The sequence below is a fragment of the Paenibacillus sp. FSL R7-0313 genome, assembly GCF_037969885.1.
Classification (GTDB): Bacteria; Bacillota; Bacilli; order Paenibacillales; family Paenibacillaceae; genus Paenibacillus.
In genome coordinates this window covers 2,031,491-2,056,171 of record NZ_CP150219.1, presented here as the reverse complement: position 1 = coordinate 2,056,171, position 24,681 = coordinate 2,031,491, and the positions used below count along the sequence as shown (strand labels likewise).

At 45.4% G+C, this 24,681-nt stretch carries 31 protein-coding genes and 1 other annotated feature; all 31 genes read right to left on the bottom strand.

What is annotated here, in order from left to right; genetic code table 11:
• Nucleotides 1–10: 10 nt before the first annotated feature.
• A complete protein-coding gene (gene rpmD / locus NSQ38_RS08960) occupies nucleotides 11–196 on the bottom strand; it encodes a 50S ribosomal protein L30 (RefSeq protein WP_017692092.1) in 186 nt (61 codons plus the stop codon).
• Between the two features lie 13 nt (nucleotides 197–209).
• Nucleotides 210–707, bottom strand: a complete 498-nt coding sequence (gene rpsE / locus NSQ38_RS08955) for a 30S ribosomal protein S5 (RefSeq protein ID WP_017692091.1) — start codon at nucleotides 705–707, stop codon at nucleotides 210–212.
• 27 nt (nucleotides 708–734) lie between these two features.
• A complete protein-coding gene (gene rplR, locus NSQ38_RS08950; protein WP_017692090.1) occupies nucleotides 735–1,103 on the bottom strand; it encodes a 50S ribosomal protein L18 in 369 nt (122 codons plus the stop codon).
• 117 nt (nucleotides 1,104–1,220) lie between these two features.
• Entirely contained in the window at nucleotides 1,221–1,763 is a 543-nt protein-coding gene (gene rplF / locus NSQ38_RS08945; RefSeq protein ID WP_017692089.1) for a 50S ribosomal protein L6, read from the bottom strand.
• A 30-nt stretch (nucleotides 1,764–1,793) separates the two neighbouring features.
• Nucleotides 1,794–2,192: a 30S ribosomal protein S8 gene (gene rpsH, locus NSQ38_RS08940; RefSeq protein WP_017692088.1), complete on the bottom strand. Its 399-nt coding sequence runs from the start codon at nucleotides 2,190–2,192 to the stop codon at nucleotides 1,794–1,796.
• A 32-nt stretch (nucleotides 2,193–2,224) separates the two neighbouring features.
• Nucleotides 2,225–2,410 carry a type Z 30S ribosomal protein S14 gene (locus tag NSQ38_RS08935; protein ID WP_013312154.1) on the bottom strand — a complete coding sequence of 62 codons (186 nt, stop codon included), beginning with the start codon at nucleotides 2,408–2,410 and terminating at the stop codon, nucleotides 2,225–2,227.
• Between the two features lie 73 nt (nucleotides 2,411–2,483).
• The gene (rplE, locus tag NSQ38_RS08930; protein WP_338588647.1) at nucleotides 2,484–3,026 is read right to left on the bottom strand and encodes a 50S ribosomal protein L5; all 543 of its coding nucleotides are present in this window, start codon (nucleotides 3,024–3,026) and stop codon (nucleotides 2,484–2,486) included.
• Between the two features lie 32 nt (nucleotides 3,027–3,058).
• Nucleotides 3,059–3,412: a 50S ribosomal protein L24 gene (rplX, locus tag NSQ38_RS08925; RefSeq protein WP_017692086.1), complete on the bottom strand. Its 354-nt coding sequence runs from the start codon at nucleotides 3,410–3,412 to the stop codon at nucleotides 3,059–3,061.
• Between the two features lie 39 nt (nucleotides 3,413–3,451).
• Entirely contained in the window at nucleotides 3,452–3,820 is a 369-nt protein-coding gene (gene rplN / locus NSQ38_RS08920; RefSeq protein WP_017692085.1) for a 50S ribosomal protein L14, read from the bottom strand.
• 34 nt (nucleotides 3,821–3,854) lie between these two features.
• Nucleotides 3,855–4,121 carry a 30S ribosomal protein S17 gene (gene rpsQ / locus NSQ38_RS08915; RefSeq protein WP_017692084.1) on the bottom strand — a complete coding sequence of 89 codons (267 nt, stop codon included), beginning with the start codon at nucleotides 4,119–4,121 and terminating at the stop codon, nucleotides 3,855–3,857.
• A 48-nt stretch (nucleotides 4,122–4,169) separates the two neighbouring features.
• Nucleotides 4,170–4,367, bottom strand: a complete 198-nt coding sequence (rpmC, locus tag NSQ38_RS08910) for a 50S ribosomal protein L29 (protein WP_017692083.1) — start codon at nucleotides 4,365–4,367, stop codon at nucleotides 4,170–4,172.
• On the bottom strand, nucleotides 4,357–4,791 hold the full coding sequence (gene rplP / locus NSQ38_RS08905) for a 50S ribosomal protein L16 (protein WP_017692082.1): 435 nt from the start codon (nucleotides 4,789–4,791) through the stop codon (nucleotides 4,357–4,359). The genes rpmC and rplP overlap by 11 nt, the downstream gene beginning before the upstream one ends.
• Nucleotides 4,792–4,793: 2 nt before the next feature.
• Nucleotides 4,794–5,459 carry a 30S ribosomal protein S3 gene (gene rpsC, locus NSQ38_RS08900; protein WP_076216858.1) on the bottom strand — a complete coding sequence of 222 codons (666 nt, stop codon included), beginning with the start codon at nucleotides 5,457–5,459 and terminating at the stop codon, nucleotides 4,794–4,796.
• 15 nt (nucleotides 5,460–5,474) lie between these two features.
• A complete protein-coding gene (rplV, locus tag NSQ38_RS08895) occupies nucleotides 5,475–5,807 on the bottom strand; it encodes a 50S ribosomal protein L22 (RefSeq protein ID WP_024633583.1) in 333 nt (110 codons plus the stop codon).
• A gap of 35 nt (nucleotides 5,808–5,842) precedes the next feature.
• Nucleotides 5,843–6,121: a 30S ribosomal protein S19 gene (rpsS, locus tag NSQ38_RS08890; RefSeq protein WP_062836183.1), complete on the bottom strand. Its 279-nt coding sequence runs from the start codon at nucleotides 6,119–6,121 to the stop codon at nucleotides 5,843–5,845.
• A gap of 71 nt (nucleotides 6,122–6,192) precedes the next feature.
• Nucleotides 6,193–7,023, bottom strand: coding sequence for a 50S ribosomal protein L2 (gene rplB, locus NSQ38_RS08885; protein ID WP_017692078.1), 831 nt, complete (start codon nucleotides 7,021–7,023; stop codon nucleotides 6,193–6,195).
• A 30-nt stretch (nucleotides 7,024–7,053) separates the two neighbouring features.
• The gene (rplW, locus tag NSQ38_RS08880) at nucleotides 7,054–7,344 is read right to left on the bottom strand and encodes a 50S ribosomal protein L23 (protein ID WP_017692077.1); all 291 of its coding nucleotides are present in this window, start codon (nucleotides 7,342–7,344) and stop codon (nucleotides 7,054–7,056) included.
• Nucleotides 7,344–7,967 carry a 50S ribosomal protein L4 gene (gene rplD / locus NSQ38_RS08875; protein ID WP_017692076.1) on the bottom strand — a complete coding sequence of 208 codons (624 nt, stop codon included), beginning with the start codon at nucleotides 7,965–7,967 and terminating at the stop codon, nucleotides 7,344–7,346. The genes rplW and rplD overlap by 1 nt, the downstream gene beginning before the upstream one ends.
• Nucleotides 7,968–7,992: 25 nt before the next feature.
• Entirely contained in the window at nucleotides 7,993–8,616 is a 624-nt protein-coding gene (gene rplC, locus NSQ38_RS08870) for a 50S ribosomal protein L3 (protein ID WP_024633587.1), read from the bottom strand.
• Nucleotides 8,617–8,661: 45 nt separating this feature from the next.
• Entirely contained in the window at nucleotides 8,662–8,970 is a 309-nt protein-coding gene (gene rpsJ, locus NSQ38_RS08865) for a 30S ribosomal protein S10 (protein ID WP_017692074.1), read from the bottom strand.
• 436 nt (nucleotides 8,971–9,406) lie between these two features.
• Nucleotides 9,407–10,597, bottom strand: coding sequence for an elongation factor Tu (gene tuf, locus NSQ38_RS08860; RefSeq protein ID WP_062836181.1), 1,191 nt, complete (start codon nucleotides 10,595–10,597; stop codon nucleotides 9,407–9,409).
• A 95-nt stretch (nucleotides 10,598–10,692) separates the two neighbouring features.
• Nucleotides 10,693–12,771, bottom strand: a complete 2,079-nt coding sequence (gene fusA / locus NSQ38_RS08855; RefSeq protein ID WP_091039168.1) for an elongation factor G — start codon at nucleotides 12,769–12,771, stop codon at nucleotides 10,693–10,695.
• Between the two features lie 48 nt (nucleotides 12,772–12,819).
• Nucleotides 12,820–13,290: a 30S ribosomal protein S7 gene (gene rpsG / locus NSQ38_RS08850; protein WP_018753997.1), complete on the bottom strand. Its 471-nt coding sequence runs from the start codon at nucleotides 13,288–13,290 to the stop codon at nucleotides 12,820–12,822.
• Nucleotides 13,291–13,377: 87 nt separating this feature from the next.
• The gene (rpsL, locus tag NSQ38_RS08845) at nucleotides 13,378–13,800 is read right to left on the bottom strand and encodes a 30S ribosomal protein S12 (protein WP_017692070.1); all 423 of its coding nucleotides are present in this window, start codon (nucleotides 13,798–13,800) and stop codon (nucleotides 13,378–13,380) included.
• A gap of 153 nt (nucleotides 13,801–13,953) precedes the next feature.
• The gene (locus NSQ38_RS08840; RefSeq protein WP_047841123.1) at nucleotides 13,954–14,202 is read right to left on the bottom strand and encodes a ribosomal L7Ae/L30e/S12e/Gadd45 family protein; all 249 of its coding nucleotides are present in this window, start codon (nucleotides 14,200–14,202) and stop codon (nucleotides 13,954–13,956) included.
• A 205-nt stretch (nucleotides 14,203–14,407) separates the two neighbouring features.
• Nucleotides 14,408–18,022, bottom strand: coding sequence for a DNA-directed RNA polymerase subunit beta' (rpoC, locus tag NSQ38_RS08835; RefSeq protein WP_091039166.1), 3,615 nt, complete (start codon nucleotides 18,020–18,022; stop codon nucleotides 14,408–14,410).
• A gap of 113 nt (nucleotides 18,023–18,135) precedes the next feature.
• Entirely contained in the window at nucleotides 18,136–21,681 is a 3,546-nt protein-coding gene (gene rpoB, locus NSQ38_RS08830) for a DNA-directed RNA polymerase subunit beta (protein WP_091039164.1), read from the bottom strand.
• A gap of 393 nt (nucleotides 21,682–22,074) precedes the next feature.
• Nucleotides 22,075–22,695: a class I SAM-dependent methyltransferase gene (locus tag NSQ38_RS08825; protein ID WP_339788666.1), complete on the bottom strand. Its 621-nt coding sequence runs from the start codon at nucleotides 22,693–22,695 to the stop codon at nucleotides 22,075–22,077.
• 96 nt (nucleotides 22,696–22,791) lie between these two features.
• Nucleotides 22,792–23,151 (bottom strand): 50S ribosomal protein L7/L12, encoded by a 360-nt coding sequence (gene rplL / locus NSQ38_RS08820; protein WP_062836176.1) that lies wholly within the window; start codon nucleotides 23,149–23,151, stop codon nucleotides 22,792–22,794.
• A 74-nt stretch (nucleotides 23,152–23,225) separates the two neighbouring features.
• Entirely contained in the window at nucleotides 23,226–23,729 is a 504-nt protein-coding gene (rplJ, locus tag NSQ38_RS08815; RefSeq protein ID WP_017692064.1) for a 50S ribosomal protein L10, read from the bottom strand.
• 23 nt (nucleotides 23,730–23,752) lie between these two features.
• Nucleotides 23,753–23,900: a sequence feature (ribosomal protein L10 leader region), on the bottom strand.
• Nucleotides 23,901–23,968: 68 nt separating this feature from the next.
• Entirely contained in the window at nucleotides 23,969–24,661 is a 693-nt protein-coding gene (gene rplA, locus NSQ38_RS08810; RefSeq protein ID WP_017692063.1) for a 50S ribosomal protein L1, read from the bottom strand.
• Nucleotides 24,662–24,681 lie beyond the last annotated feature (20 nt).

The following is a 24,681-nucleotide window of genomic DNA, read 5'->3' as shown; positions in this document are numbered from 1 at the left end:
TAACCCGTTTTTAAGCTTCTACTTCTTTAACAGCAACCAAGTGGCTTACTTTGTTAATCATACCACGGATGGCAGGATTATCGTTTTGTACCACTTTGCTATTGATTTTGCGCAAACCCAATGTTTTCACAGTTGTTCTTTGCGTCTCCGGACGTCCGATCAAACTGCGGACGAGGGTAATTTCTAATTTAGCCATGAGAATTCCCTCCTTAACCCAGAAGCTCTTCGACGGATTTTCCGCGCAGTTTAGCCACGTCTTCAGCACGCTTCAAACGGGACAAACCTTCCAAAGTCGCATTGACCATGTTCATGGAATTCGAAGAACCCAGAGATTTTGTCAAAATGTCACCTACACCAGCAAGTTCGAGAACCGCACGTACAGGACCACCAGCGATAACACCAGTACCTTCAGATGCTGGTTTCAACAGCACGCGTCCTGCGCCGAACTTACCTGTTACCAAGTGAGGAATCGATGTTCCTACGAGTGGAACGTGTACAAGGTTTTTCTTAGCGTCTTCAATACCTTTGCGAATTGCATCAGGTACTTCGCCCGCTTTACCGATACCAGCTCCAACCCAGCCGTTGCCGTCGCCGACTACAACCAGTGCGCTAAAGCTGAAACGGCGTCCGCCTTTTACTACTTTAGCTACGCGATTAATATTTACAACTCTTTCAGTCAGTTCCAAAGTATTCGGATCTACACGCAAGTCGTTAACCTCCTTTTGAAAAATATCTTAAAACTCAAGTCCTGCTTCACGAGCCGCTTCAGCCAATGCTGCGATACGACCATGGTACAGATAACCGCTACGGTCAAATACGATGTTGGAAACACCTTTATCTTTAGCACGTTTAGCAACGAGTTCGCCAACTTTACGAGCTGATTCAACAGATGCACCATTTTTGATGTCAGTGCTCAATTCTTTGTCTACAGTAGACGCAGAAGCGATTGTTACACCAGCAACATCATCGATGATTTGAGCATACATATGTTTACCAGAACGGAATACGTTCAAACGAGGACGTGCTGCCGTTCCTTGGATTTTCTTACGAACACGAAGGTGTCTTTTCAGACGAGCCTTATTTTTATCTGGTTTCGTAATCATCTCAAAGATTCACTCCTTTCAGGTTACCTCGCTGGCTTCAAAGCAGAAGCCACGGGGTATATTAGAAACACACGAAGCAAGCAAGCCGAAAGCCGCGCAAAGGCGGTAAGAGAAATCTTATTTCTTCTTACCGGCTTTACCTTCCTTACGGATGATACGCTCGCCTTCATATTTAATACCTTTACCTTTGTACGGCTCAGGTTCACGTACGGAACGGATTTTAGCAGCGTAAGCACCTACACGCTCTTTGTCAATTCCGCGAACGATGATTTTTGTATTCGAAGGTACTTCGAATTCAATTCCCGCTTCCGGTGTAATTTCAACCGGGTGAGAGTAACCAACGTTTAGAACGATTTTATCTCCGGATTTGCTTGCACGATACCCGACCCCAACCAATTCCAGAGATTTCGCGAATCCTTCAGTAACGCCGCTCACCATATTGTTTACAACGCTACGCGTTGTGCCGTGCAAAGAACGGTGAGTTTTGTTATCGGAAGGACGCACAACTGTGATTTCGTTATTTTCAACTGTAACCTTCATGTCTTTATGAAGCTCACGAGTCAAAGTTCCTTTTGGTCCTTTTACCGTAATAACGGTGTTGTCCAGGGTGATGTCTACACCACTTGGTACTGTGATTGGTTTGCGACCAATACGAGACATATGTTGCACCTCCTATCTTGTGACGTTATATTACCAAACGTAGCAAACGACTTCTCCGCCGGATTTCGATTGACGAGCTTCTTTGTCCGTCATGATACCTTTAGATGTCGAGATGATCGCGATTCCCAGGCCACCAAGTACACGAGGTACTTCGTTGCTTTTCGTGTAAACACGAAGACCAGGTTTACTGATTCTTTTCAGACCAGTGATAACGCGCTCGTTATTTTGACCGTATTTCAGGAAAACACGGATAATCCCTTGTTTGTTATCATCGATAACTTCAGCGTCACGGATGAAACCTTCACGCTTCAGGATATCGGCGATTTGTTTTTTCATTGTCGAAGCAGGCATTTCTACCGTTTCGTGACGAACAGTGTTCGCGTTACGAATACGAGTAAGCATATCTGCAATTGGATCAGACATAGTCATTGTGAGTTAACCTCCTTCCCGTTCAGGACTTTTTACCAGCTTGCTTTTTTCACGCCAGGGATCTGGCCTTTATAAGCTAATTCACGGAAACAAATTCTGCAAATTTTGAACTTTTGCAGGACCGAATGTGGACGTCCGCAACGCTCACAGCGTGTATATGCACGTACTTTAAACTTAGGTGTACGTTGTTGTTTAACTTTCATCGAAGTTTTTGCCACTTAGCCTGACACCTCCTAAATAATTTCGGAGAAAAGGGAGTCTTTCCAGACACCCGGAAACGTTATGCCAACATTACTTAACGAAAGGCATTCCCATTTGCGTGAGCAATTCGCGGGACTCTTCGTCTGTTTTCGCCGTTGTTACGATGACAATATCCATACCGCGGACTTTATCAACTTTATCATACTCGATCTCTGGGAAGATCAGTTGTTCTTTCAGACCCAGCGTGTAGTTACCACGTCCGTCGAAAGCTTTGCTCGATACACCGCGGAAGTCGCGGACACGAGGAAGCGTAACGTTGAACAGTTTATCGAGGAAGAAGTACATACGCTCGCCGCGCAATGTTACTTTAACACCGATAGGCATATTCTCACGCAGTTTGAATCCTGCGATAGATTTTTTTGCACGAGTGATTACAGGTTTTTGACCTGCGATCAGTTGCAAATCGTTTACTGCGGAATCCAACACTTTGGAGTTTTGAACAGCCTCGCCCACACCCATGTTGATAACGATTTTCTCGATTTTCGGCACTTGCATTACCGTTGTATAGTTAAACTTCTGCATCAAAGCAGGAGCGATTTCTTGCAGGTAACGTTCTTTCATTCTTGATGCCATGAATCATAGCCCTCCTTTCTCATTCGGTTCAATTAGTCGATAATTTCTCCGGAACGTTTAGCAACGCGCACTTTCTTTCCGTTATCCAAAACTTTGTAACCTACACGGGTTACTTTTCCGCTCTTCGGATCGATGTGCATTACGTTGGAAACGTGAATCGGAGCTTCCTTCTCGATAATGCCGCCTTGCGGATTTTGCTGGTTAGGCTTCTGGTGTTTTTTCACCATGTTAACACCTTCCACAAGGACGCGGTTCTCACGAGGATAAGCAGCGATGACACGGCCTTTTTTACCTTTGTCTTTACCGCTGATCACCATAACCGTATCTTCCTTCTTAACGTGAAGTTTGTTGTTATGGGATTCCAGAACTTTTTTCACTCTTGGCATTTCGTACACCTCCTGTTTCTAACATCACGAGATTAAGCTTTAGATAACTTCTGGAGCCAAGGAAACGATTTTCATGAAGTCTTTATCGCGAAGTTCGCGAGCAACTGGTCCGAAAATACGTGTTCCACGTGGGCTTCTGTCGTCTTTTACAACAACCGCTGCATTTTCATCAAAACCGATGTAGGAACCGTCTTTACGACGTACAGAACGTTTCGTACGAACGACAACCGCTCTAACTACATCACCTTTTTTGACAACGCCGCCTGGTGTTGCTTGTTTAACAGAACAAACGATCAGATCACCGATTTGAGCTGTACGACGTCCCGTACCGCCGAGTACGCGGATACACATCAGTTCCTTCGCACCGGAGTTGTCAGCCACAGTCAAACGTGTAAATGGTTGAATCATTTAGTATTCCTCCTTTCAGCAGTGCTGCTGAGCATTAGATGATAACCGCTTTTTCTACGATTTCAGTAAGTCTCCAGCGTTTATCTTTCGAAAGCGGACGAGTCTCCATGATTTTCACCGTGTCACCGATTTTCGCAGTGTTTTCTTCGTCATGTGCTTTGAATTTTTTAGTAACCTTAATGCGTTTATGGTACAAGTTGTGTTTTTTGTAAGTTTCTACAGCAACAACAATTGTTTTGTCCATTTTATCGCTGACCACTTTACCAGTTTGCACTTTACGTGCGTTACGTTCTTCGCTCATTGTTGGCCTCCTTCCTGATTACGGACGGATTGTCCATCCTATCCCTAATTAACCGATTCCCAATTCTCTCTCACGGATAATGGTTTTAGCACGAGCTATTTCTTTCCGCACATCACGGATGCGAGTCGGGTTATCCAGCTGACCGGTAGCTAATTGAAAGCGGAGGTTAAAGAGTTCTTCTTTAAATCCGGCAATCTTTTGCTCGATTTCAGCAGAGGTTAGGTTGCGAAATTCACTAGCTTTCATTTGCTTCACCACCCAATTCTTCACGTTTCACGAACTTCGTTTTGATTGGCAGTTTGTGAGCGGCAAGACGCATTGCTTCGCGTGCAATTTCCTCCGGTACACCAGCAAGTTCAAACATGATCTTACCTGGTTTCACTACTGCAACCCATTTTTCTACGTTACCTTTACCGCTACCCATCCGAACCTCGAGAGGCTTTTGAGTGATTGGTTTGTCTGGGAAAATTTTGATCCAAACTTTACCACCACGTTTGATGTAACGAGTCATCGCAATACGAGCCGCTTCGATCTGACGGTTCGTAATCCAAGCCGGTTCCGTAGCTTGCAGACCGTATTCGCCAAAGTTCAGAGTCGTTCCGCCTTTAGCTTGGCCTTTCATATGTCCACGTTGTTGCTTACGGTGTTTTACGCGTTTTGGTACCAACATGATTAGTTGCCTCCTTCCTTAGCAGCTTGTTTCTTAGCCGTAGGAAGAACCTCTCCACGATAGATCCATACTTTTACGCCGATACGTCCGTAAGTAGTATGAGCCTCTGCTGTACCATAGTCAATGTCAGCACGCAGTGTGTGCAGTGGAACAGTTCCTTCGCTGTAGCCTTCAGAACGTGCGATCTCAGCACCGCCAAGACGTCCGCCTACTTGAGTTTTGATACCTTTAGCACCGGAGCGCATAGTTCTTTGAATTGCTTGTTTCAGAGCACGACGGAAAGAAACACGACGTTCCAATTGTTGTGCAATGCTTTCTGCTACAAGAACAGCGTCCAAGTCTTGGTTCTTAATTTCAGAAATGTTGATGTGTACTTTTTTACCGCCAGCAATTTTCGTAATTTGGTTACGAAGATTTTCAACTTCCGAACCACCCTTACCAATAACCATACCTGGTTTAGCAGTGTGAATCGTTACGTTTACGCGGTTAGCCGCTCTCTCAATTTCTACACGAGATAAAGCGGAGTCTTTCAATTTATTTTTCAGGAATTCACGAATTCTCACGTCTTCCATCAAAAGATCACCGAAGTCTTTGCCTGCATACCACTTAGATTCCCAGTCACGGATAATTCCGACACGGAGTCCGACTGGATTTACCTTTTGGCCCACACATTTCCCCTCCTTCTACTTCTCAGATACCACCAAAGTAATGTGGCTAGTACGTTTGTTAATACGACTTGCACGTCCCATTGCACGAGGGCGGAAACGTTTCATTGTCGGTCCTTGGTTCACGTAAGCTTGCGAGATAACCAAGTTGTTAACATCCAAAGAATAGTTATGTTCCGCATTCGCAATAGCGGAGTTAAGCAACTTCTCAACGATTGGAGAAGCGGATTTCGGAGTGTGACGGAGAATGGCAACCGCCTCACCTACTTGCTTGCCGCGAATTAAGTCAACAACGAGTTGAACTTTACGAGGAGCAATCCGGATAAACTTAGCATGTGCTTTTGCTTCCATTGTGTAACCTCCTCTCAAACATTAAAGATGTTCATTTATCTTCTTGTTTTCTTATCATCATCAGTATGGCCTTTGTACGTACGGGTTGGAGCGAACTCACCCAGTTTGTGTCCGACCATGTCCTCAGTTACATACACTGGCACGTGTTTACGACCATCGTAAACGCCAAATGTGTGTCCGATGAATTGTGGGAAAATTGTAGAACGACGGGACCAGGTTTTGATTACGTTCTTCTTACCTGAAGCTTCCATCTCTTCTACCTTTTTGAGCATGTAGCCATCAATGAATGGCCCTTTTTTCAAACTGCGACCCATGTGGAGATCCTCCCTTCAAACGTAGCTATTATGCATCCGCAGATGCCTCACGAAGTTATGCACAATGTGTATTACTTCGTGCGGCGGCGAATGATGTATTTATCAGAAGCTTTATTTTTCTTACGCGTTTTGTAACCAAGAGTAGGTTTACCCCATGGTGACATTGGCGATTTACGTCCGATTGGAGCACGACCTTCACCACCACCGTGTGGGTGATCGTTAGGGTTCATTACTACACCACGAACCTCAGGACGTTTACCCAACCAACGGCTACGACCGGCTTTACCGATTTTGATGAGCTCGTGGTCTTGGTTACCAACAGATCCGATTGTCGCGCGGCAAACTTTCAAAATACGACGAACTTCTCCGGAAGAGAGACGAACGGAAACGTATTTTTCTTCTTTACCAAGCAATTGAGCTTCTGTACCAGCAGCACGAACCAATTGTCCGCCTTTACCTGGTTTCAACTCGATGTTGTGGATAACAGTACCTACTGGAATGTTTTCGAGTGGCAGTGCGTTACCGATTTTGATGTCTGATTCAGGTCCGGAGAATACTTGATCTCCAACTTTCAAACCTTTAGGAGCGATGATATAACGTTTCTCACCATCAGCATAGTGAATCAGAGCGATGTTGGATGTACGGTTCGGGTCATACTCAATCGTAGCAACGCGGCCCGGTATTCCATCTTTAGTACGTTTGAAGTCAATGATACGGTATTTACGTTTGTGTCCACCACCATGGTGACGAACTGTAATTTTACCTTGGTTGTTGCGGCCTGCTTGTTTGCTCAACGGGGCCAACAACGATTTCTCCGGCTGATTTGTGGTGATTTCCTCAAATGTAGAAACGGACATGTTCCGTCTTGCCGGGGATGTTGGTTTATACTTTTTGATTGGCACTGGGTTTCCCTCCTTACTTCAAAAATTCAATTATACTGTTTCAAAGAACTCAAGCGTTTTGCTGTCTTTTGTCAGCGTTACAAACGCTTTTTTCCATTCGCTAGTATATCCGGAATAACGTCCGTACCGTTTCGGCTTAGCTGGAACACGAAGCGTGTTCACGTTTTTCACTTTTACATTGAAAATAGCTTCTACTGCCTTTTTGATCTCGGTTTTGTTTGCACGGATATCGACTTCAAATACATATTTCAAGTCGTTCATCATGTCAGCAGTACGTTCCGTAATAATCGGACGTTTTACAATATCACGAGGATCCTTCATTACGCGAGCACCTCCTCTACCTTCTGAACTGCTTCTTTCGTAATGATCAATTTGTCGTGCGAAAGCACGTCAAGAACATTAATGCCGTCAGCAGCTACGAATTTCACGCCTGGAATATTCCGTGCGGAAAGAGCTACATTATCATCATAGCTAGGAGCTACGATCAAAGCTTTACGTCCCACTTTGAGGTTACTCAAGATGGCTGCGAATTCTTTAGTTTTAGGCGTGCTCAATGTGAGAGCGTCCAAAACGATAATGTCATTGTCAAGCACTTTGGATGAAAGGGCTGATTTGATCGCCAAGCGGCGAACTTTCTTAGGCAGTTTATACGCATAGCTCCGTGGTGTTGGACCAAATACGATACCGCCGCCTTTCCATTGTGGTGAACGAATTGAACCTTGACGAGCGCGACCTGTACCTTTTTGTTTCCAAGGCTTACGTCCACCGCCACGTACTTCAGAACGTCCTTTTACTTTGTGGGTACCTTGACGAAGGGAAGCGCGTTGCATAAGAACTGCATCGTACAGAACGTGTTGGTTCGGCTCAATTCCGAAAACCGCATCGTTCAATTCAACTTCGCCTACTTGGCTACCATCTACATTGTAAACTGATACTTTTGGCATTTTGTGTTCCTCCTTTCTTCAGTGGTTATTTTTTCACCGTTTCTTTAACTTTAATGAGACTGTTTTTCGGTCCAGGAATGGAACCTTTCACGAGCAACACGTTACGCTCAGCGTCTACTTTAACTACTTCAAGACGTTGGATTGTAACAGTATCATGTCCCATGTGTCCTGGCAGGCGTTTGCCTTTAGGAACGCGGTTAGCTTGGATCGAACCCATTGAACCAGGGCCACGGTGGTAACGCGAACCGTGTGACATAGGTCCAGTGCTTTGTCCCCAACGTTTGATAACGCCGGCAAAACCTTTACCTTTAGAAATACCCGTTACGTCAACGAATTCGCCTTCAGCGAAAATGTCAGCTTTCAGCTCTTGGCCAACTTCATATTCTGCGATGTTGATACCGCGAACTTCACGAACGTAGCGCTTAGGGGCAGTGTTCGCTTTTTTAGCGTGACCTGCTTCTGGCTTGTTAGCATTTTTCTCTTTCTTATCGGAGTAACCGATTTGAATTGCTTCGTAGCCATCGTTCTCAATGTCTTTCTTTTGCAAAACAACACAAGGGCCTGCTTCGATAACCGTTACTGGAACGACGTTACCTTCAGGAGTAAATACTTGAGTCATTCCGAGTTTTTTTCCTAAGATTGCTTTCATGTTGACACCTCTTTTCCTCTATACATGGTCTTTGTTGTAGCTATATTACAATTTAATTTCGATATCTACACCGGACGGCAGATCCAAGCGCATCAAGGCATCCACAGTTTGTGGAGTCGGGTTAACGATGTCGATCAAACGTTTATGAGTACGTTGTTCGAATTGTTCCCGAGAATCCTTGTACTTGTGCACCGCACGAAGAATAGTAATGATTTGTTTTTCAGTAGGAAGCGGAATCGGACCGGATACACCAGCACCCGAACGTTTTGCTGTTTCAACAATTTTCTCCGCGGATTGATCAAGAATTCTGTGGTCGTAAGCTTTCAAACGAATACGAATTTTTTGCTTTGCCATTTTAGTCCCTCCTTCTATCGCCCAATTTTTTATCGGACATACTCCGTGAAAATTTTCTAGCCACTCTCCCATGGCAAAGGGGCCGGGTGTGCCAGTAACCTCTCACATCATCGCAACGTCACAGAACAACATTCATTATTATATAGAAAAGATAGGCGTATTGCAAGCATATTTAAGAAAAACATTTAAACTTATCTTTTCTGATGAAATGACTTCGTTTATTGCAGTGTTTATCTTCAATATCCAGGCTGCCTTGCCAATCCTTCTAAACTCGTAAATGATGTTCATTTCATGTGACGCAGGTTCCGAGCTTTAAACATAATAAAAGAGTTCTCTATCCGATGTCGGATAAAGAACTCTTCCGAAGCTTCGTTACAATACAATGTTACTCGTTCCAGTACACTGTTACATATGCTTTATTCAGCGTTAAGCCGAATTATTTTTGGATAGATGCTACGGAACCGGCACCTACTGTACGTCCGCCTTCACGAATGGAGAATTTAGTTCCTTCTTCAATCGCGATTGGGGAGATCAGGGAAACAGTAACAGTGATGTTATCACCAGGCATTACCATTTCAGTACCTTCAGGCAAGTTGATGATGCCTGTTACGTCAGTTGTACGGAAGTAGAACTGTGGACGGTAACCAGTGAAGAATGGTTTGTGACGTCCGCCCTCTTCTTTAGTCAGAACGTAGATTTGAGCTGTGAATTCTGTGTGAGGCTTAACAGAACCCGGTTTAGCCAAAACTTGGCCACGCTCGATGTTGTTACGGTCAACACCACGAAGAAGTGCTCCGATGTTGTCACCAGCTTGAGCGGAATCCAGCAATTTGCGGAACATCTCAACGCCTGTTACAACAGATTTTTTAGTTTCTTCAGTGATACCAACGATTTCGATCTCTTCGCCGACTTTAACAGTACCACGCTCTACACGGCCAGTAGCAACAGTACCACGACCAGTGATGGAGAATACGTCCTCGACAGGCATCAAGAAAGGTTTGTCAGTTTGACGCTCAGGCAGTGGGATGTAAGTGTCGATCTCTTTGAACATCTCAACGATTTTTTGAGCCCATTCGCCATCTGGGTTTGCCAGTGCTTCACGAGCGGATCCACGAGTGATTGGAGTATCGTCACCTGGGAACTCATATTCGTTAAGAAGGTCGCGAACTTCCATCTCAACCAATTCCAACAACTCTTCGTCTTCAACCATGTCACATTTGTTCAAGAATACAACAATGTAAGGTACGCCTACTTGACGGGAGAGCAAGATGTGCTCACGAGTTTGTGGCATTGGGCCGTCAGCTGCGGATACTACCAAGATAGCTCCGTCCATTTGTGCCGCGCCAGTGATCATGTTTTTAACATAGTCGGCGTGACCTGGGCAGTCTACGTGAGCGTAGTGACGAGTGTCAGTTTCGTACTCAACGTGTGCTGTGGAGATAGTGATACCGCGCTCGCGCTCTTCTGGCGCTTTGTCGATTTGGTCGAATGCTACAGCAGCACCACCGTAAGTTTTGGACAATACAGTTGTGATTGCAGCAGTCAGTGTTGTTTTACCATGATCGACGTGACCGATAGTACCGATGTTAACGTGGGGTTTATTACGTTCGTATTTAGCCTTTGCCATTTGAACGTGGCCTCCTTAAAATTATAATTTTATGTTTTCACTGAATGAAGTGCTCCGAATTAAATTCTTATGCACTTGCATCCAGTGTGAGAAAACTACTCGGTGCCTTTTGTTTTGGCAACGATTTCTTCAGCGATGCTCTTAGGAACTTCTTCATAGTGAGAGAGTTCCATGGAGAATACGCCGCGTCCTTGAGTACCGGAACGAAGAGTTGTAGAGTAACCAAACATTTCAGACAGAGGTACCTTAGCACGGATGATTTGAGCTCCACTACGGGAATCCATACCTTCGATGCGGCCACGACGGGAGTTCAACATACCCATTACGTCACCCATGTACTCTTCTGGAACAGTTACTTCTACTTTCATGATAGGCTCAAGCAGAACTGGTTTACACTTGTCTTTAGCCGCTTTAAGCGCCATAGATCCGGCAATTTTAAATGCCATCTCGTTGGAATCGACATCATGGTAAGATCCGTCTACGATTGTAGCCTTAACGTCAACAAGCGGGAAGCCTGCAATAACGCCGTTTTTCATTTGCTCTTCAATCCCTGACAGTGCAGGTTGAATGTATTCTCTTGGAACGGAACCACCGACAACCTTACTTTCGAACTGGCTGCCTGTACCCGGCTCGAGAGGTTCGAATTCAACCCATACGTGACCGTATTGACCACGACCACCGGATTGACGTACGAATTTACCTTCAACGCGCGCTGGAGCACGGAATGTTTCACGGTAAGCTACTTGTGGTTTACCCACAGTAGTTTCAACCTTGAACTCACGACGCATACGGTCGATGATGATATCAAGGTGAAGCTCACCCATACCTGCCAAGATTGTTTGACCTGTTTCTTCGTCAGTATGAGCACGAAGAGTTGGATCCTCTTCAGTCAACTTACCGAGAGCAACACCCATTTTATCTTGGTCAGCTTTGGTTTTAGGTTCAACGGCGATTTCGATAACCGGATCAGGGAAGTTCATTGACTCCAGGATAACCGGATTTTTCTCATCACATAGTGTATCACCTGTACCCGTATCTTTCAAACCTACGGCAGCTGCAATATCACCGGAGTAAACTTCAGTGATCTCTTGACGGCTGTTCGCGTGCATTTGAAGGATACGACCGATACGCTCACGTTTGTTTTTAGTGGCATTCAATACATATGATCCGGATTGAAGAACACCGGAGTATACGCGGAAGAATGTCAATTTACCAACGTAAGGGTCAGTCATGATTTTGAATGCCAATGCGGAGAATGGCTCTTCATCAGAGGACTTACGAACTGCTTCAGTTCCATCTTCAAGATGACCAGTGATTGATGGTACATCTGTTGGAGCTGGCAAGTAGTCGATAACAGCATCCAACATCAGTTGAACACCTTTGTTACGGTATGAGGATCCACAGATAACTGGGAAGATCTTAACATCTACAACACCTTTACGGAGTACGGCTTTGATCTCATCAATTGTGATTTCTTCGCCTTCCAGGTATTTCATTGTCAAATCTTCGTCCAATTCAGCAACGCGTTCAATCAACTCGTTGCGAAGTTCTTCAACTTGATCTGCAAATTCTGCAGGAATGTCGGTTTCTTCGATATCTTGTCCAAGATCATCTTTGTACATATGAGCTCTTTGTGCAACGATATCGATGATACCTTTGAAATCATTTTCAGCGCCGATTGGAAGTTGAATCGCAACAGCGTTCGCTTGAAGGCGATCACGCATGTCAGATACAACGTTCAGGAAGTCAGCACCGATGATATCCATTTTGTTTACATATGCGATACGAGGTACGCCGTACTTGTCAGCCTGTCTCCATACGGTTTCGGACTGAGGCTCAACGCCTTCTTTCGCACTGAATACACCAACTGCTCCGTCCAATACACGAAGGGAACGTTCAACTTCAACAGTGAAGTCAACGTGTCCCGGGGTATCAATAATATTAACGCGGTGGCCTTTCCAAGCAGCGGTAGTTGCAGCGGAAGTAATCGTAATTCCGCGCTCCTGTTCCTGTTCCATCCAGTCCATTGTCGCAGCGCCTTCGTGTACTTCACCGATTTTGTGCGTACGTCCTGTGTAGAACAAGATCCGCTCAGTTGTCGTGGTTTTACCCGCATCAATATGAGCCATGATCCCGATATTACGTGTATTTTTCAAGGAGAACTCTCTAGCCATGAAATGGGTCTCCCTTCAAAATTGAAGTTTTTTATTGTGAACTGAATCCTACCAACGGTAGTGAGCAAACGCTTTGTTCGCTTCAGCCATTTTGTGCGTATCTTCACGTTTTTTAACGGAAGCGCCTGTGTTGTTGGAAGCGTCGATGATCTCAGCCGCCAAACGCTCTTCCATTGTTTTCTCACCGCGGTTGCGGGAGTAGTTCACGAGCCAACGTAGTCCCAGAGCAGTACGTCTCTCTGGTTTTACCTCGATTGGTACTTGGTAGTTGGCACCGCCGACACGGCGAGCTTTAACTTCCAGGACTGGCATGATATTCTTGATTGCTGCTTCAAATACTTCCATCGGGTCATTACCCGTACGTTCTTGAATCAACTTGAACGCATTATACAGAATGCTTTGAGCAACACCGCGTTTTCCGTCGAGCATGATGCGATTGATCAAACGAGTAACCAACTTGCTGTTGTATACCGGATCTGGCAACACGTCTCTTTTCGTAACTGGACCTTTGCGTGGCATGGATATCCCCCTTTCTTTCTTGTTCAGCAGACCCTGTACCTTCCAGACCTAAGCCAGAAGGCTTTCAGGTTCTCTGCTTATAATGGTTTAGGCTTTTTTAGCTTTTGGACGTTTTGCACCGTATTTCGAACGAGCTTGCATACGGTTGTTTACGCCTGCAGTATCGAGAGCTCCACGAACGATGTGATAACGAACTCCTGCAAGGTCTTTAACTTTACCTCCGCGGATCAATACCACACTGTGCTCTTGAAGGTTATGTCCGATTCCCGGGATATAAGCAGTTACCTCGAGACGGTTCGTCAAACGAACACGAGCATACTTACGAAGTGCAGAGTTTGGTTTACGTGGAGTCATTGTACCTACACGAGTGCAGACACCACGTTTTTGTGGGGCACTGATGTTAGTAGATTCACGTTTCAAAGCGTTGAATCCTTTTTGCAAAGCTGGAGATTTTGACTTCTCAACTTTTGCTTGACGTCCTTTACGAACCAGTTGATTAATAGTTGGCATGTGATTGCCACCCCCTTCCTCAAATATTCATGTTTCTTTATAAACCTCTTTTAGCTAAGTCCACAGACCCAGGCGGTTCATAAAAAGACAAATGAAAAGTTTTTGCCTTGGAGAATCCCTAAAAGTTCTCGGACAAAAACGTTCCTTACACTATCATTTTACGACAGCAGCCATAGCTGCTCCCACTCCAATCCCGCAAGCTTTGCCGAGATTTTTCATTGTATCCACTTTCGTGTACTTCACATTGTGTTGTTCACACAAAGCAATGATTTTGGAAGTGAGCTGCGGATCACTATCTTCTGCGACATAGACTTCAGAAGCCATACCTGTCTGCACCATCCGCATGGTCTGTTTGGTACCTATTTTGACATGAGCATCTTGCAAGGCTTTTTCATTAGACATTGTGCATTCCTCCGAATAGAACCATGTACAATCAGCTGCCCACGCACCTTTGATATATTAGCATCTAGCGCAAGCATTGTCAATGCTAATCCTAAAACATTTTTTAAAAGTTTACGCACATCAGGATTCGTCCGCCTGCATTATACAAGCGTCCGCCTCCTGACGTACAAAACTTTCATTCTCCTCTAAATGAGGAGGAATCTATTTAATCAACCGAAACTGGCTCAAGTTCTTCTACTGAAGATTGACCATCTTCTGGCTCAGCAAATTTGATGCTGCGGTAACGGTGCATACCTGTACCTGCAGGAATCAATTTACCGATAATTACATTTTCCTTCAGACCTAGCAACTGATCGACTTTACCTTTGATCGCTGCATCTGTCAGTACACGTGTAGTTTCTTGGAACGAAGCCGCCGAGAGGAAGGAGTCTGTTTCCAGGGATGCTTTCGTAATACCGAGCAGGATTGGTTTAGCAACCGCTGGCTCTTTATCACTAAGAATCGCAATTTTGTTAGCTCTTTCGTACTCATGCGTATCTACGAACGATCCTGGCAACAGTGTTGTATCACCTGCATCTACGATGCGGATTTTACGCAGCATTTGACGGATCATAACTTCAACGTGCTTGTCATTGATTTCTACGCCTTGGTTACGGTATACGCGCTGTACTTCCTGCAAAATGTAGTTTTGTACGCCACGTACGCCTTTAATGCGCAGCATTTCTTTAGGATCGATGGAACCGTCTGTCAACTCGTCACCCGCTTCAATTTCCATGCCTTCGCTTACGCGCACACGGGAACCGTAGGTAACAGAGTATACTTTGGACTCCGCTTCACCTTGAATTTCGATTTCACGACGATCTTTCGCTTCGCGAATCTCTTTAACCACACCATCAATCTCACTGATCGTTGCTTGACCCTTAGGATTACGAGCTTCAAACAACTCTTGGATACGCGGCAAACCTTGCGTAATATCGTCTCCGGCTACACCGCCGGTGTGGAACGTACGCATTGTAAGCTGTGTTCCTGGCTCACCAATGGATTGTGCTGCAATGATACCAACTGCTTCACCAATCTCCACGTGTTTACCTGTCGCAAGGTTACGACCATAACACTTCTTGCAGACACCATGACTTGCACGGCAGCTGAGTACGGAGCGGATTTGCAATTTGGTGATTCCCGCTTTGATGATCGCTTCTGCTTTATCGGAGTCAATTAACTCATTGCGACCTGCAATGATTTCTTTTGTTTCCGGATGACGAACTGTCTCGAAGCAGTATCTGCCTTCAATACGGTCGTAGAGATCTTCAATAACCTCTTTACCATCCTGGATACGACTTACCGTAAAGCCTTTATCTGTACCACAATCATCATCACGCACGATTACGTCTTGGGCTACGTCTACGAGACGACGAGTCAGGTAACCTGAATCGGCTGTACGCAGGGCTGTATCCGCCAAACCTTTACGCGCTCCGTGAGTGGAGATAAAGTACTCGAGTACTGTCAGACCTTCACGGAAGTTCGATTTGATTGGGAGTTCGATAATACGACCGGATGGGTTGGCCATCAGACCACGCATACCGCCCAATTGGGTGATTTGCGATTTGTTACCCCGTGCTTTGGAGTCTACCATCATCATGATCGAGTTGTAACGATCCATGGACTTCATCAGAATCTCAGTGATGTCATCTTTGGATTTTGACCAGATATCAATGATGCGGTCATAGCGCTCTTCATTCGTAATCAGACCACGACGGTACTGATTCGTAACGATTTGTGCTTTTTCCTCAGACTGTCTAAGAATTTCAAACTTCTCAGGCGGAACGATAACATCAGATACCGCAACCGTAATACCGGCACGTGTAGAGTATGTGAATCCAAGTTGTTTGATTTTATCCAAAATAACGGCTGTTTCCGTTGTGTGATAAATTTCAAAACAACGTGCAATGATGGAGCCGAGGTATTCTTTACCGACACCGCCAGCCAGAGGAGCATTCATAATAGCTTCTCTGAGATCAGCACCTTTTTCATATACAAATGAGTGATCTGCAGTACCTTGGTATAGGTTAGCACGAGTCGCATCATTGATATACGGGAAGCTTGCCGGGAAAATTTCGTTAAAGATAATTTTACCGATAGTTGTCAGCAACATTCCTTCTTGCTGTTCTTCCGTGAAGCTTGTTTTACCAAGCGCCTTAACCGGAATAGCTACACGCGCATGCAGACCAGCAGTACCACGTTGGTATGCCGATACAGCTTCGTTAACTGTACGCAAGATCATACCTGTGCCCTTTTCTTCCTTGTTGTCCATAGTGAGGTAATAAGAACCAAGCACCATATCCTGGGAAGGAGTAACAACCGGTTTACCGTCTTTCGGGTTCAAAATGTTACCAGATGCAAGCATCAGGATACGTGCTTCCGCTTGAGCTTCAGCGGACAACGGAACGTGCACGGCCATTTGGTCACCGTCAAAGTCGGCATTGTATGCCGTACATACGAGTGGGTGAAGACGAATTGCTTTACCTTCAACGAGAATCGGTTCAAATGCTTGAATACCGAGTCTGTGAAGCGTAGGGGCACGGTTCAACAGAACCGGATGCTCCTTGATTACTTCTTCAAGAACATCCCATACTTCAGGACTTACACGCTCAACTTTACGTTTCGCGCTCTTGATGTTGTGGGCAAGCCCTTTATTAACAAGCTCTTTCATAACGAAAGGCTTGAACAATTCAAGTGCCATATCTTTTGGCAGACCACACTGATACATTTTCAGGTAAGGTCCGACAACGATAACGGAACGACCAGAATAGTCAACCCGTTTACCGAGCAAGTTCTGACGGAAACGTCCTTGTTTACCTTTCAGCATGTGGCTGAGAGATTTCAATGGACGGTTACCAGGACCCGTTACCGGGCGTCCACGACGACCATTATCGATCAATGCGTCAACAGCTTCCTGCAACATCCGTTTTTCATTTTGCACGATAATATCTGGCGCGCCCAGATCAAGCAGACGTTTCAGACGGTTGTTCCGGTTGATTACACGGCGATACAAGTCATTCAGGTCAGACGTTGCAAAACGTCCACCATCCAACTGTACCATTGGACGAAGTTCCGGCGGGATAACAGGAAGTACATCCATGATCATCCACTCTGGCTTGTTGCCGGAGTTGCGGAATGCTTCGATAACTTCCAGACGTTTGATTGCACGATTACGACGTTGTCCTTGCGCAGTCCGGAGCTCTTCTTTCAGGAACTCGAGCTCTTTGTCTATATCAAGGTCTTGAAGCAGTTTTTTAACCGCTTCTGCGCCCATGCCAGCCTGGAAACCATAGCCGTATTTTTCACGGTAGCTGCGGTATTCTTTCTCGGACAACAGCTGTTTTTTCTCCAGTGGAGTTTCTCCTGGATCAGTTACAACATATGATGCAAAATAAATAATCTCTTCAAGAGATCTTGGAGACATATCCAGAGCAAGACCCATACGGCTCGGAATACCTTTGAAGTACCAGATATGCGATACCGGAGCAGCGAGCTCAATATGGCCCATCCGTTCGCGGCGTACTTTCGCACGTGTTACTTCAACGCCACAACGATCACAGACAACGCCTTTATAACGGACGCGTTTGTATTTACCGCAATGACATTCCCAGTCTTTTGTAGGGCCAAAAATCTTTTCGCAGAACAGCCCTTCTTTTTCCGGTTTCAACGTACGATAGTTGATCGTTTCCGGTTTTTTCACTTCTCCGCGGGACCAAGAACGAATTTTCTCTGGGGAAGCAAGCCCGATCTTCATGTATTCGAAATTGTTGACGTCCAACAAGGAGCAACCCTCCTTAACCAATTCCTGTATTCTAGGTTACGCCCACTCCGGCCGAAGCCGGAGCAAGACGCGAGCCTGATGAAAAACGCCGGTCATCATGCGCTCGAAGCGGTTTATTCCGCTCCGACCTCTGTACCCTCAAGGTTGAGGCTGAGCTTATCGCTCGCAGCGTCATCTTCATCGTCCATTTCTCTCATTTCAATCTCTTGCTCATCTTCGCTCAAAATCTTAACGTCCATACCCAAGCTTTGCAGCTCTTTGATCAATACTTTGAATGATTCAGGAACACCTGGTTCCGGAACATTCTCACCTTTGACAATGGATTCATACGTTTTAACCCGACCAACAACGTCATCGGATTTAACAGTCAAGATTTCTTGCAGTGTATAAGCAGCACCGTATGCCTCAAGCGCCCATACTTCCATCTCCCCGAAACGCTGTCCACCAAATTGGGCTTTACCACCCAATGGCTGTTGCGTAACAAGTGAGTAAGGACCCGTGGAACGGGCATGGATTTTATCATCAACCATGTGTGCCAATTTGATCATGTGCATGACACCTACGGTAACTTCACGTTCAAACTCTTCACCTGTACGACCATCATACAGGACAGTTTTACCATTACGTTGCATACCTGCTTCTTCCATCGTATCGAAGACGTCATACTCCTTCGCTCCGTCGAATACAGGAGTTGCTACGTGAATACCCAGTTGCATCGCGGCCATACCCAAGTGAACCTCGAGCACTTGACCGATATTCATCCGGGAAGGTACGCCCAGTGGGTTAAGAACGATCTGAACCGGTGTACCGTCTGGCAGGAAAGGCATATCTTCTTCCGGCAAGATGCGGGCCACGACCCCTTTGTTACCGTGACGTCCGGCCATTTTATCACCCTCGGAAATTTTCCGTTTTTGAGCGATATATACACGAACGAGTTGGTTAACACCTGGAGGCAGTTCATCACCGTTTTCACGGGTAAATACTTTCACGTCTACTACGATACCGTCAGTACCATGTGGTACACGCAAGGAAGTATCACGTACTTCACGTGCTTTCTCACCAAAGATTGCATGCAAGAGACGTTCTTCTGCTGTCAGCTCTGTTACACCCTTAGGTGTTACTTTACCAACCAGAATGTCGCCAGCGCTAATCTCAGCACCGATGCGGATAATACCGCGCTCATCCAAGTTACGCAACGCTTCTTCCCCAACGTTAGGGATATCACGTGTGATCTCTTCAGGTCCAAGCTTGGTATCACGTGCTTCTGACTCATACTCCTCGATATGGATGGATGTGTATACATCTTCCTTAACGAGTTTTTCACTGAGCAAGATCGCATCCTCGTAGTTGTAACCTTCCCAAGTCATGAAGGCAACAACAACGTTACGTCCCAGAGCCAATTCACCCATTTCCGTTGAAGGACCATCAGCGAGGATATCGCCAGCTTTGACAGCAGCACCTCTTTTGACAATCGGACGTTGGTTAATGCATGTTCCTTGGTTCGAACGCATAAATTTGTGTAATTTATATTTAACGATATCGCCTTTAACTTCCTGACCGTCCACTTCTTCAACACGACGGAGCCAAATTTCGTTCGCAGAAGAACGTTCAATAATTCCGTCATAATCGGAGACAATACATACACCAGAATCTTTTGCAGCTTTGTGCTCCATGCCTGTTCCTACAAGTGGTGCTTTAGGAATCAAGAGTGGAACCGCCTGCCGCTGCATGTTAGATCCCATGAGTGCACGGTTGGAGTCATCGTTCTCAAGGAACGGGATCAGCGCTGTAGCGACGGATACAACCTGTTTAGGAGATACGTCCATGTAGTCAACTCGCTCACTCGGCATCGTAAGGATGTTATCCGACTGTTTGTTGTAACGTACAATGATCGCTTCTTCTTCAAATGTACCGTCTTCGTTCAACTTCGCATTCGCTTGCGCGATAACATAGTTGTCCTCTTCGTCCGCTGTCAGGTAATCAATTTGCTCGGTTACAATACCTGTCTTCGGATCAACCCAACGATATGGAGCTTCAATGAAGCCATATTCATTCACACGGGCGAACGTAGACAAGGAGTTGATCAAACCGATGTTTGGTCCCTCTGGCGTCTCGATTGGACACATACGGCCATAGTGTGATGGATGGACGTCACGCACTTCCATACCTGCGCGCTCACGCGTCAAACCACCGGGTCCGAGTGCGGACAAACGACGTTTATGTGTCAACTCACCCAGTGGGTTCGTTTGATCCATAAACTGTGACAACTGAGAGCTACCAAAGAACTCTTTAATCGATGCAATAACAGGACGTATGTTGATCAAAGCCTGTGGTGTAATTACGTTAGCATCTTGAATGGACATTCTCTCACGAACCACACGCTCCATACGGGACAAACCGATACGGAACTGGTTCTGCAGGAGTTCACCCACCGAACGCAAACGACGGTTACCCAGATGATCGATATCATCCGTGCTACCAATTCCCTGCAGAAGGTTAAGGAAATAACTGATGGACGAAATAATATCCGCCGGTGTCACGTTTTTAACGGACTTGTCAATGTTTGCATTGGCAATCAGTTTGACCACTTTACCATCTTCAGTTGGTGAGAACACATCAATCGTTTGCATAGGGATATCATTGGCATCCAAAACGCCGTTACCCACGTGATACGTGCGGAATCCAACGCTCTTCTCCAGATACGGCATGATTTCATCCAACAAACGACGATCAACCATTTGACCTGCTTCAGCAATGATTTCACCTGTCTCAGCGTCAACAAGTGACTCAGCCAAGCGTTGGTTAAACAAACGGTTTTTGATGTGAAGTTTTTTATTCATTTTGTAACGACCTACATTAGCCAGGTCATAACGTTTTGGATCAAAGAAACGTGCTACGAGCAAGCTTTTCGCATTATCCAGCGTTGGCGGCTCGCCCGGACGAAGACGCTCATAGATCTCAATGAGTGCTTTCTCCGTGGAATCCGTGTTGTCTTTGTCCAGTGTGTTGCGGATATATTCGTCATTACCGAGCAGATCCAGAATCTCAGCATCTGTGCCAAAACCAAGTGAACGCAGGAGAACCGTAACCGGTATTTTACGTGTACGGTCGATCCGGACGTAAACAACATCCTTCGCGTCCATCTCCAGTTCCAACCAAGCGCCGCGGTTAGGAATAACTGTAGCGGTATACGTTTTTTTGGCGTTTTTATCTACTTTGGTACTGAAGTAAACGCTAGGAGAGCGAACCAACTGGCTGACAATAACCCGTTCCGCACCATTAATAATAAATGTGCCCGTGTTGGTCATCAGCGGGAAATCTCCCATGAATACTTCCTGCTCTTTGACTTCGCCGGTTTCCTTATTAATGAGCCGGACTTTGACCCGAAGCGGTGCTGCATACGTAACGTCACGCTCTTTCGCGTCGTCTACTGTATACTTCGGTTCACCGAGACTGTAATCGATAAATTCCAAAATCAAGTTACCTGTAAAATCCTGGATCGGCGAGATATCCTGGAACATTTCGCGCAACCCTTCCTCCAAAAACCAATCATAGGATTTTTGTTGGATTTCAATCAGGTTAGGAACTTCGAGTATCTCGTTAATTCGTGCATAACTGCGCCGAGTGCGTCGACCATATTGAACAAGATGTCCTGCCAACTTAAACTCACCCCTCAATGTCTACTCACTTTAAAAATTTCGTTGCGAACCTCTGTTTGTAACCTTATAATGGTACACATACAGAGCAAAGCAATGCATCCACAAATAAAGAAAAGCCCTTACTCGAAATGTCGTTCGAAAAAAGAGCAACTTTGATCGGCGGATGTCTTTCCAAATCATTCTTATCCCCAGTTTGCCCAAAATGTACATATTATACGCCAAACGTAGGCATAATAAGCCCGTTCGGCGTAAAAAAAGGTTGACATTTTTAGTTAGCTAAAGCCAAGTAGGGCATCTTAATACTGACATTTTACAACTATACCACGACCTGAATTTCAAGTCAATAGTCCTATTGCAAAAAAATGATCCCCTGCTTACTTTACAAACTTGGATTCAGCTTTTAGTAGATACCTCTTCCGATTTCACCGCTTTGAAAATCCGATAGCCTTTATCCTTCGTCACTTCTTCCACTCTTCCAAACAAAGATTCCAATTTTGCTTGCGCTGACGGAGCCCCTTGTTTCTTCTGAATGACAATCCACAACGAACCGCCTACCTTCAGATGGCGATGTGCCTGTTCGAAAATAGTATGAACCGTCTCTTTCCCAGCCCGTATAGGCGGATTGGTTAGGATAACGTCAAAATCTTGCTTTTTTACTTCAGCCAGTAGATTACTTTGTAATACCGTAACATTGTTAATTCCGTTCGCTATTGCATTTTCCCTGGAAAGTTCAACGGCTCTCTCGTTGATATCGATCATGGTGACATGCCCATCCGGTACAAGTTTGGCTGCTGTAAGACCCATTGGCCCGTATCCACAACCCACATCGAGAACATGAGCCCCTGATGGCAACTCTATCGCATCAATCAATACTCTGCTGCCATAATCGATTCCGTTTTTGGAAAACACACCGGCATCCGTCACGAATCGCAGACTGAATCCGCGAAGAACCGCTTCAGTTGCTCTGCGATCATGCGCTACTTGCGGTTTGTCCGAATAATAATGATTGGACATGCCCTCACTCACTTTCCATTTACAATTACAGCAACAAACCCCTTGATATAAGTCAAGGGGTTTGTTGTTTTGTTCATCTAGCTTATAAAAGCTAAATTATTTAACTTCGATTGTAGCGCCAGCTTCTTCAAGCTTAGCTTTAACCGCTTCTGCTTCTTCTTTAGCAACTTTTTCTTTCAATGCTTTTGGAGCGTTGTCAACCAGTTCTTTTGCTTCTTTCAGGCCAAGACCTGTGATTTCGCGAACTGCTTTGATAACGTTGATTTTGGAAGCACCAGCGTTAGTCAAGATTACGTCAAACTCGGATTGCTCAGCTTCAGCAGAAGCTACTGCACCTGCAGCAGCTACTGGAGCTGCAGCAGTTACGCCGAATTCTTCTTCGATTGCTTTAACAAGATCATTCAATTCCAGTACAGTCATGCCTTTGATTGCTTCCAAGATTTGCTCTTTACTCATGAGTGAACCTCCATATATAATATTATTTTTTTTTGAATTCATTTGCCGCCTAAGCAGCATTCAGATCAAGTTGCTTACGCGCCTTGTTCTTCTTTTTCCGCAACTGCTTTAACCGCAAGCGCGAAGTTGCGCACTGGCGCTTGAAGCACGCTGAGGAGCATGGAGAGAAGTCCATCGCGGGATGGCAGTTCTGCCAATGCCTTAACTTCTTCTACTCCGATTACGCGACCTTCTACTACTGCACCTTTCAATTCCAGTGCATCGTTCTTTTTCGCGAAGTCGTTCAGAATTTTAGCTGGAGCCACAACGTCATCTACGCTGAATGCAATTGCAGTAGGACCTGTAAGAACACTATCGAGTTCTGTCAGTTCTGCTGCTGCAGCTGCACGGCGAAGCAACGAGTTTTTCAGCACTTGGAATTCGATACCCGCTTCACGAAGTTGCTTACGCAACTCAGTTACTTGGGCAACGTTCAATCCGCGATAGTCAACAACAACAGTTGTAACGCTCTCGCGCAATTTTGCTGTTACTGCATCAACGGACTCTTGTTTTGCTTGAATCACTTTTGCGTTTGCCAATCTGTACACCTCCTGATCAAATTTATCCCATTAAGAAAAGCCTCCGTAGAATCACGAAGGCTTGATATATACTCATCATCGATTTGCATCGTTCTAAGTTCTATAATCACACCTCGGCAGGAAATTAAGCCAAATGGCACCTACTGTCTACGGCAAGCATATTCAAATGTCAACGGTCAGTCACTCGGACTCACAACTTTTATATCTTATCAAAAACAGGACAAGCCTGTCAAGAGATATTATCTAAAAGCTGCTGCGTTCACGCGTGCGCCAGGGCCCATCGTGGAAGAAAGACTAACATTCTTCAGATAAACACCTTTTGCTGCCGCTGGTTTAGCACGATTCAGAGCTTCCATGAGAGCTTTGAAGTTCTCATTAAGTTGCTCAGAAGAGAAAGAAGCTTTACCAATCGGTGCATGAATTTGACCTGCACGATCCAGACGATATTCGATTTTACCGGCTTTAATTTCTTGAACAGCCTTAGTTACATCGAAAGTTACCGTTCCGGCTTTAGGGTTAGGCATCAGACCTTTACCGCCGAGCAGTCGGCCCAATTTACCTACTTCACTCATCATATCTGGTGTCGCTACGCAGACGTCGAATTCGAACCAGCCTTGTTGGATTTTGTTGATCATGTCTGCATCACCAACATAGTCCGCGCCAGCCGCTTCCGCTTCTTTCGCTTTGTCACCTTTTGCAAATACCAATACGCGTTGTGTTTTACCTGTGCCGTGTGGCAAGACAACAACACCACGTACAGCCTGGTCTTGCTTACGAGGGTCTACGCCCAAACGAACTGCTGCTTCGATTGTTTCATCGAATTTTGCAGTAGCTGCCTTTTTCACAAGCTCTACAGCTTCTGAAGGCTCGTAAGTTGCTTCGCTGTCAATCAGCTTAGCAGCTTCCAGGTATTTTTTACCGTGTTTAGCCATGTTTTATTCCTCCTTTGTGG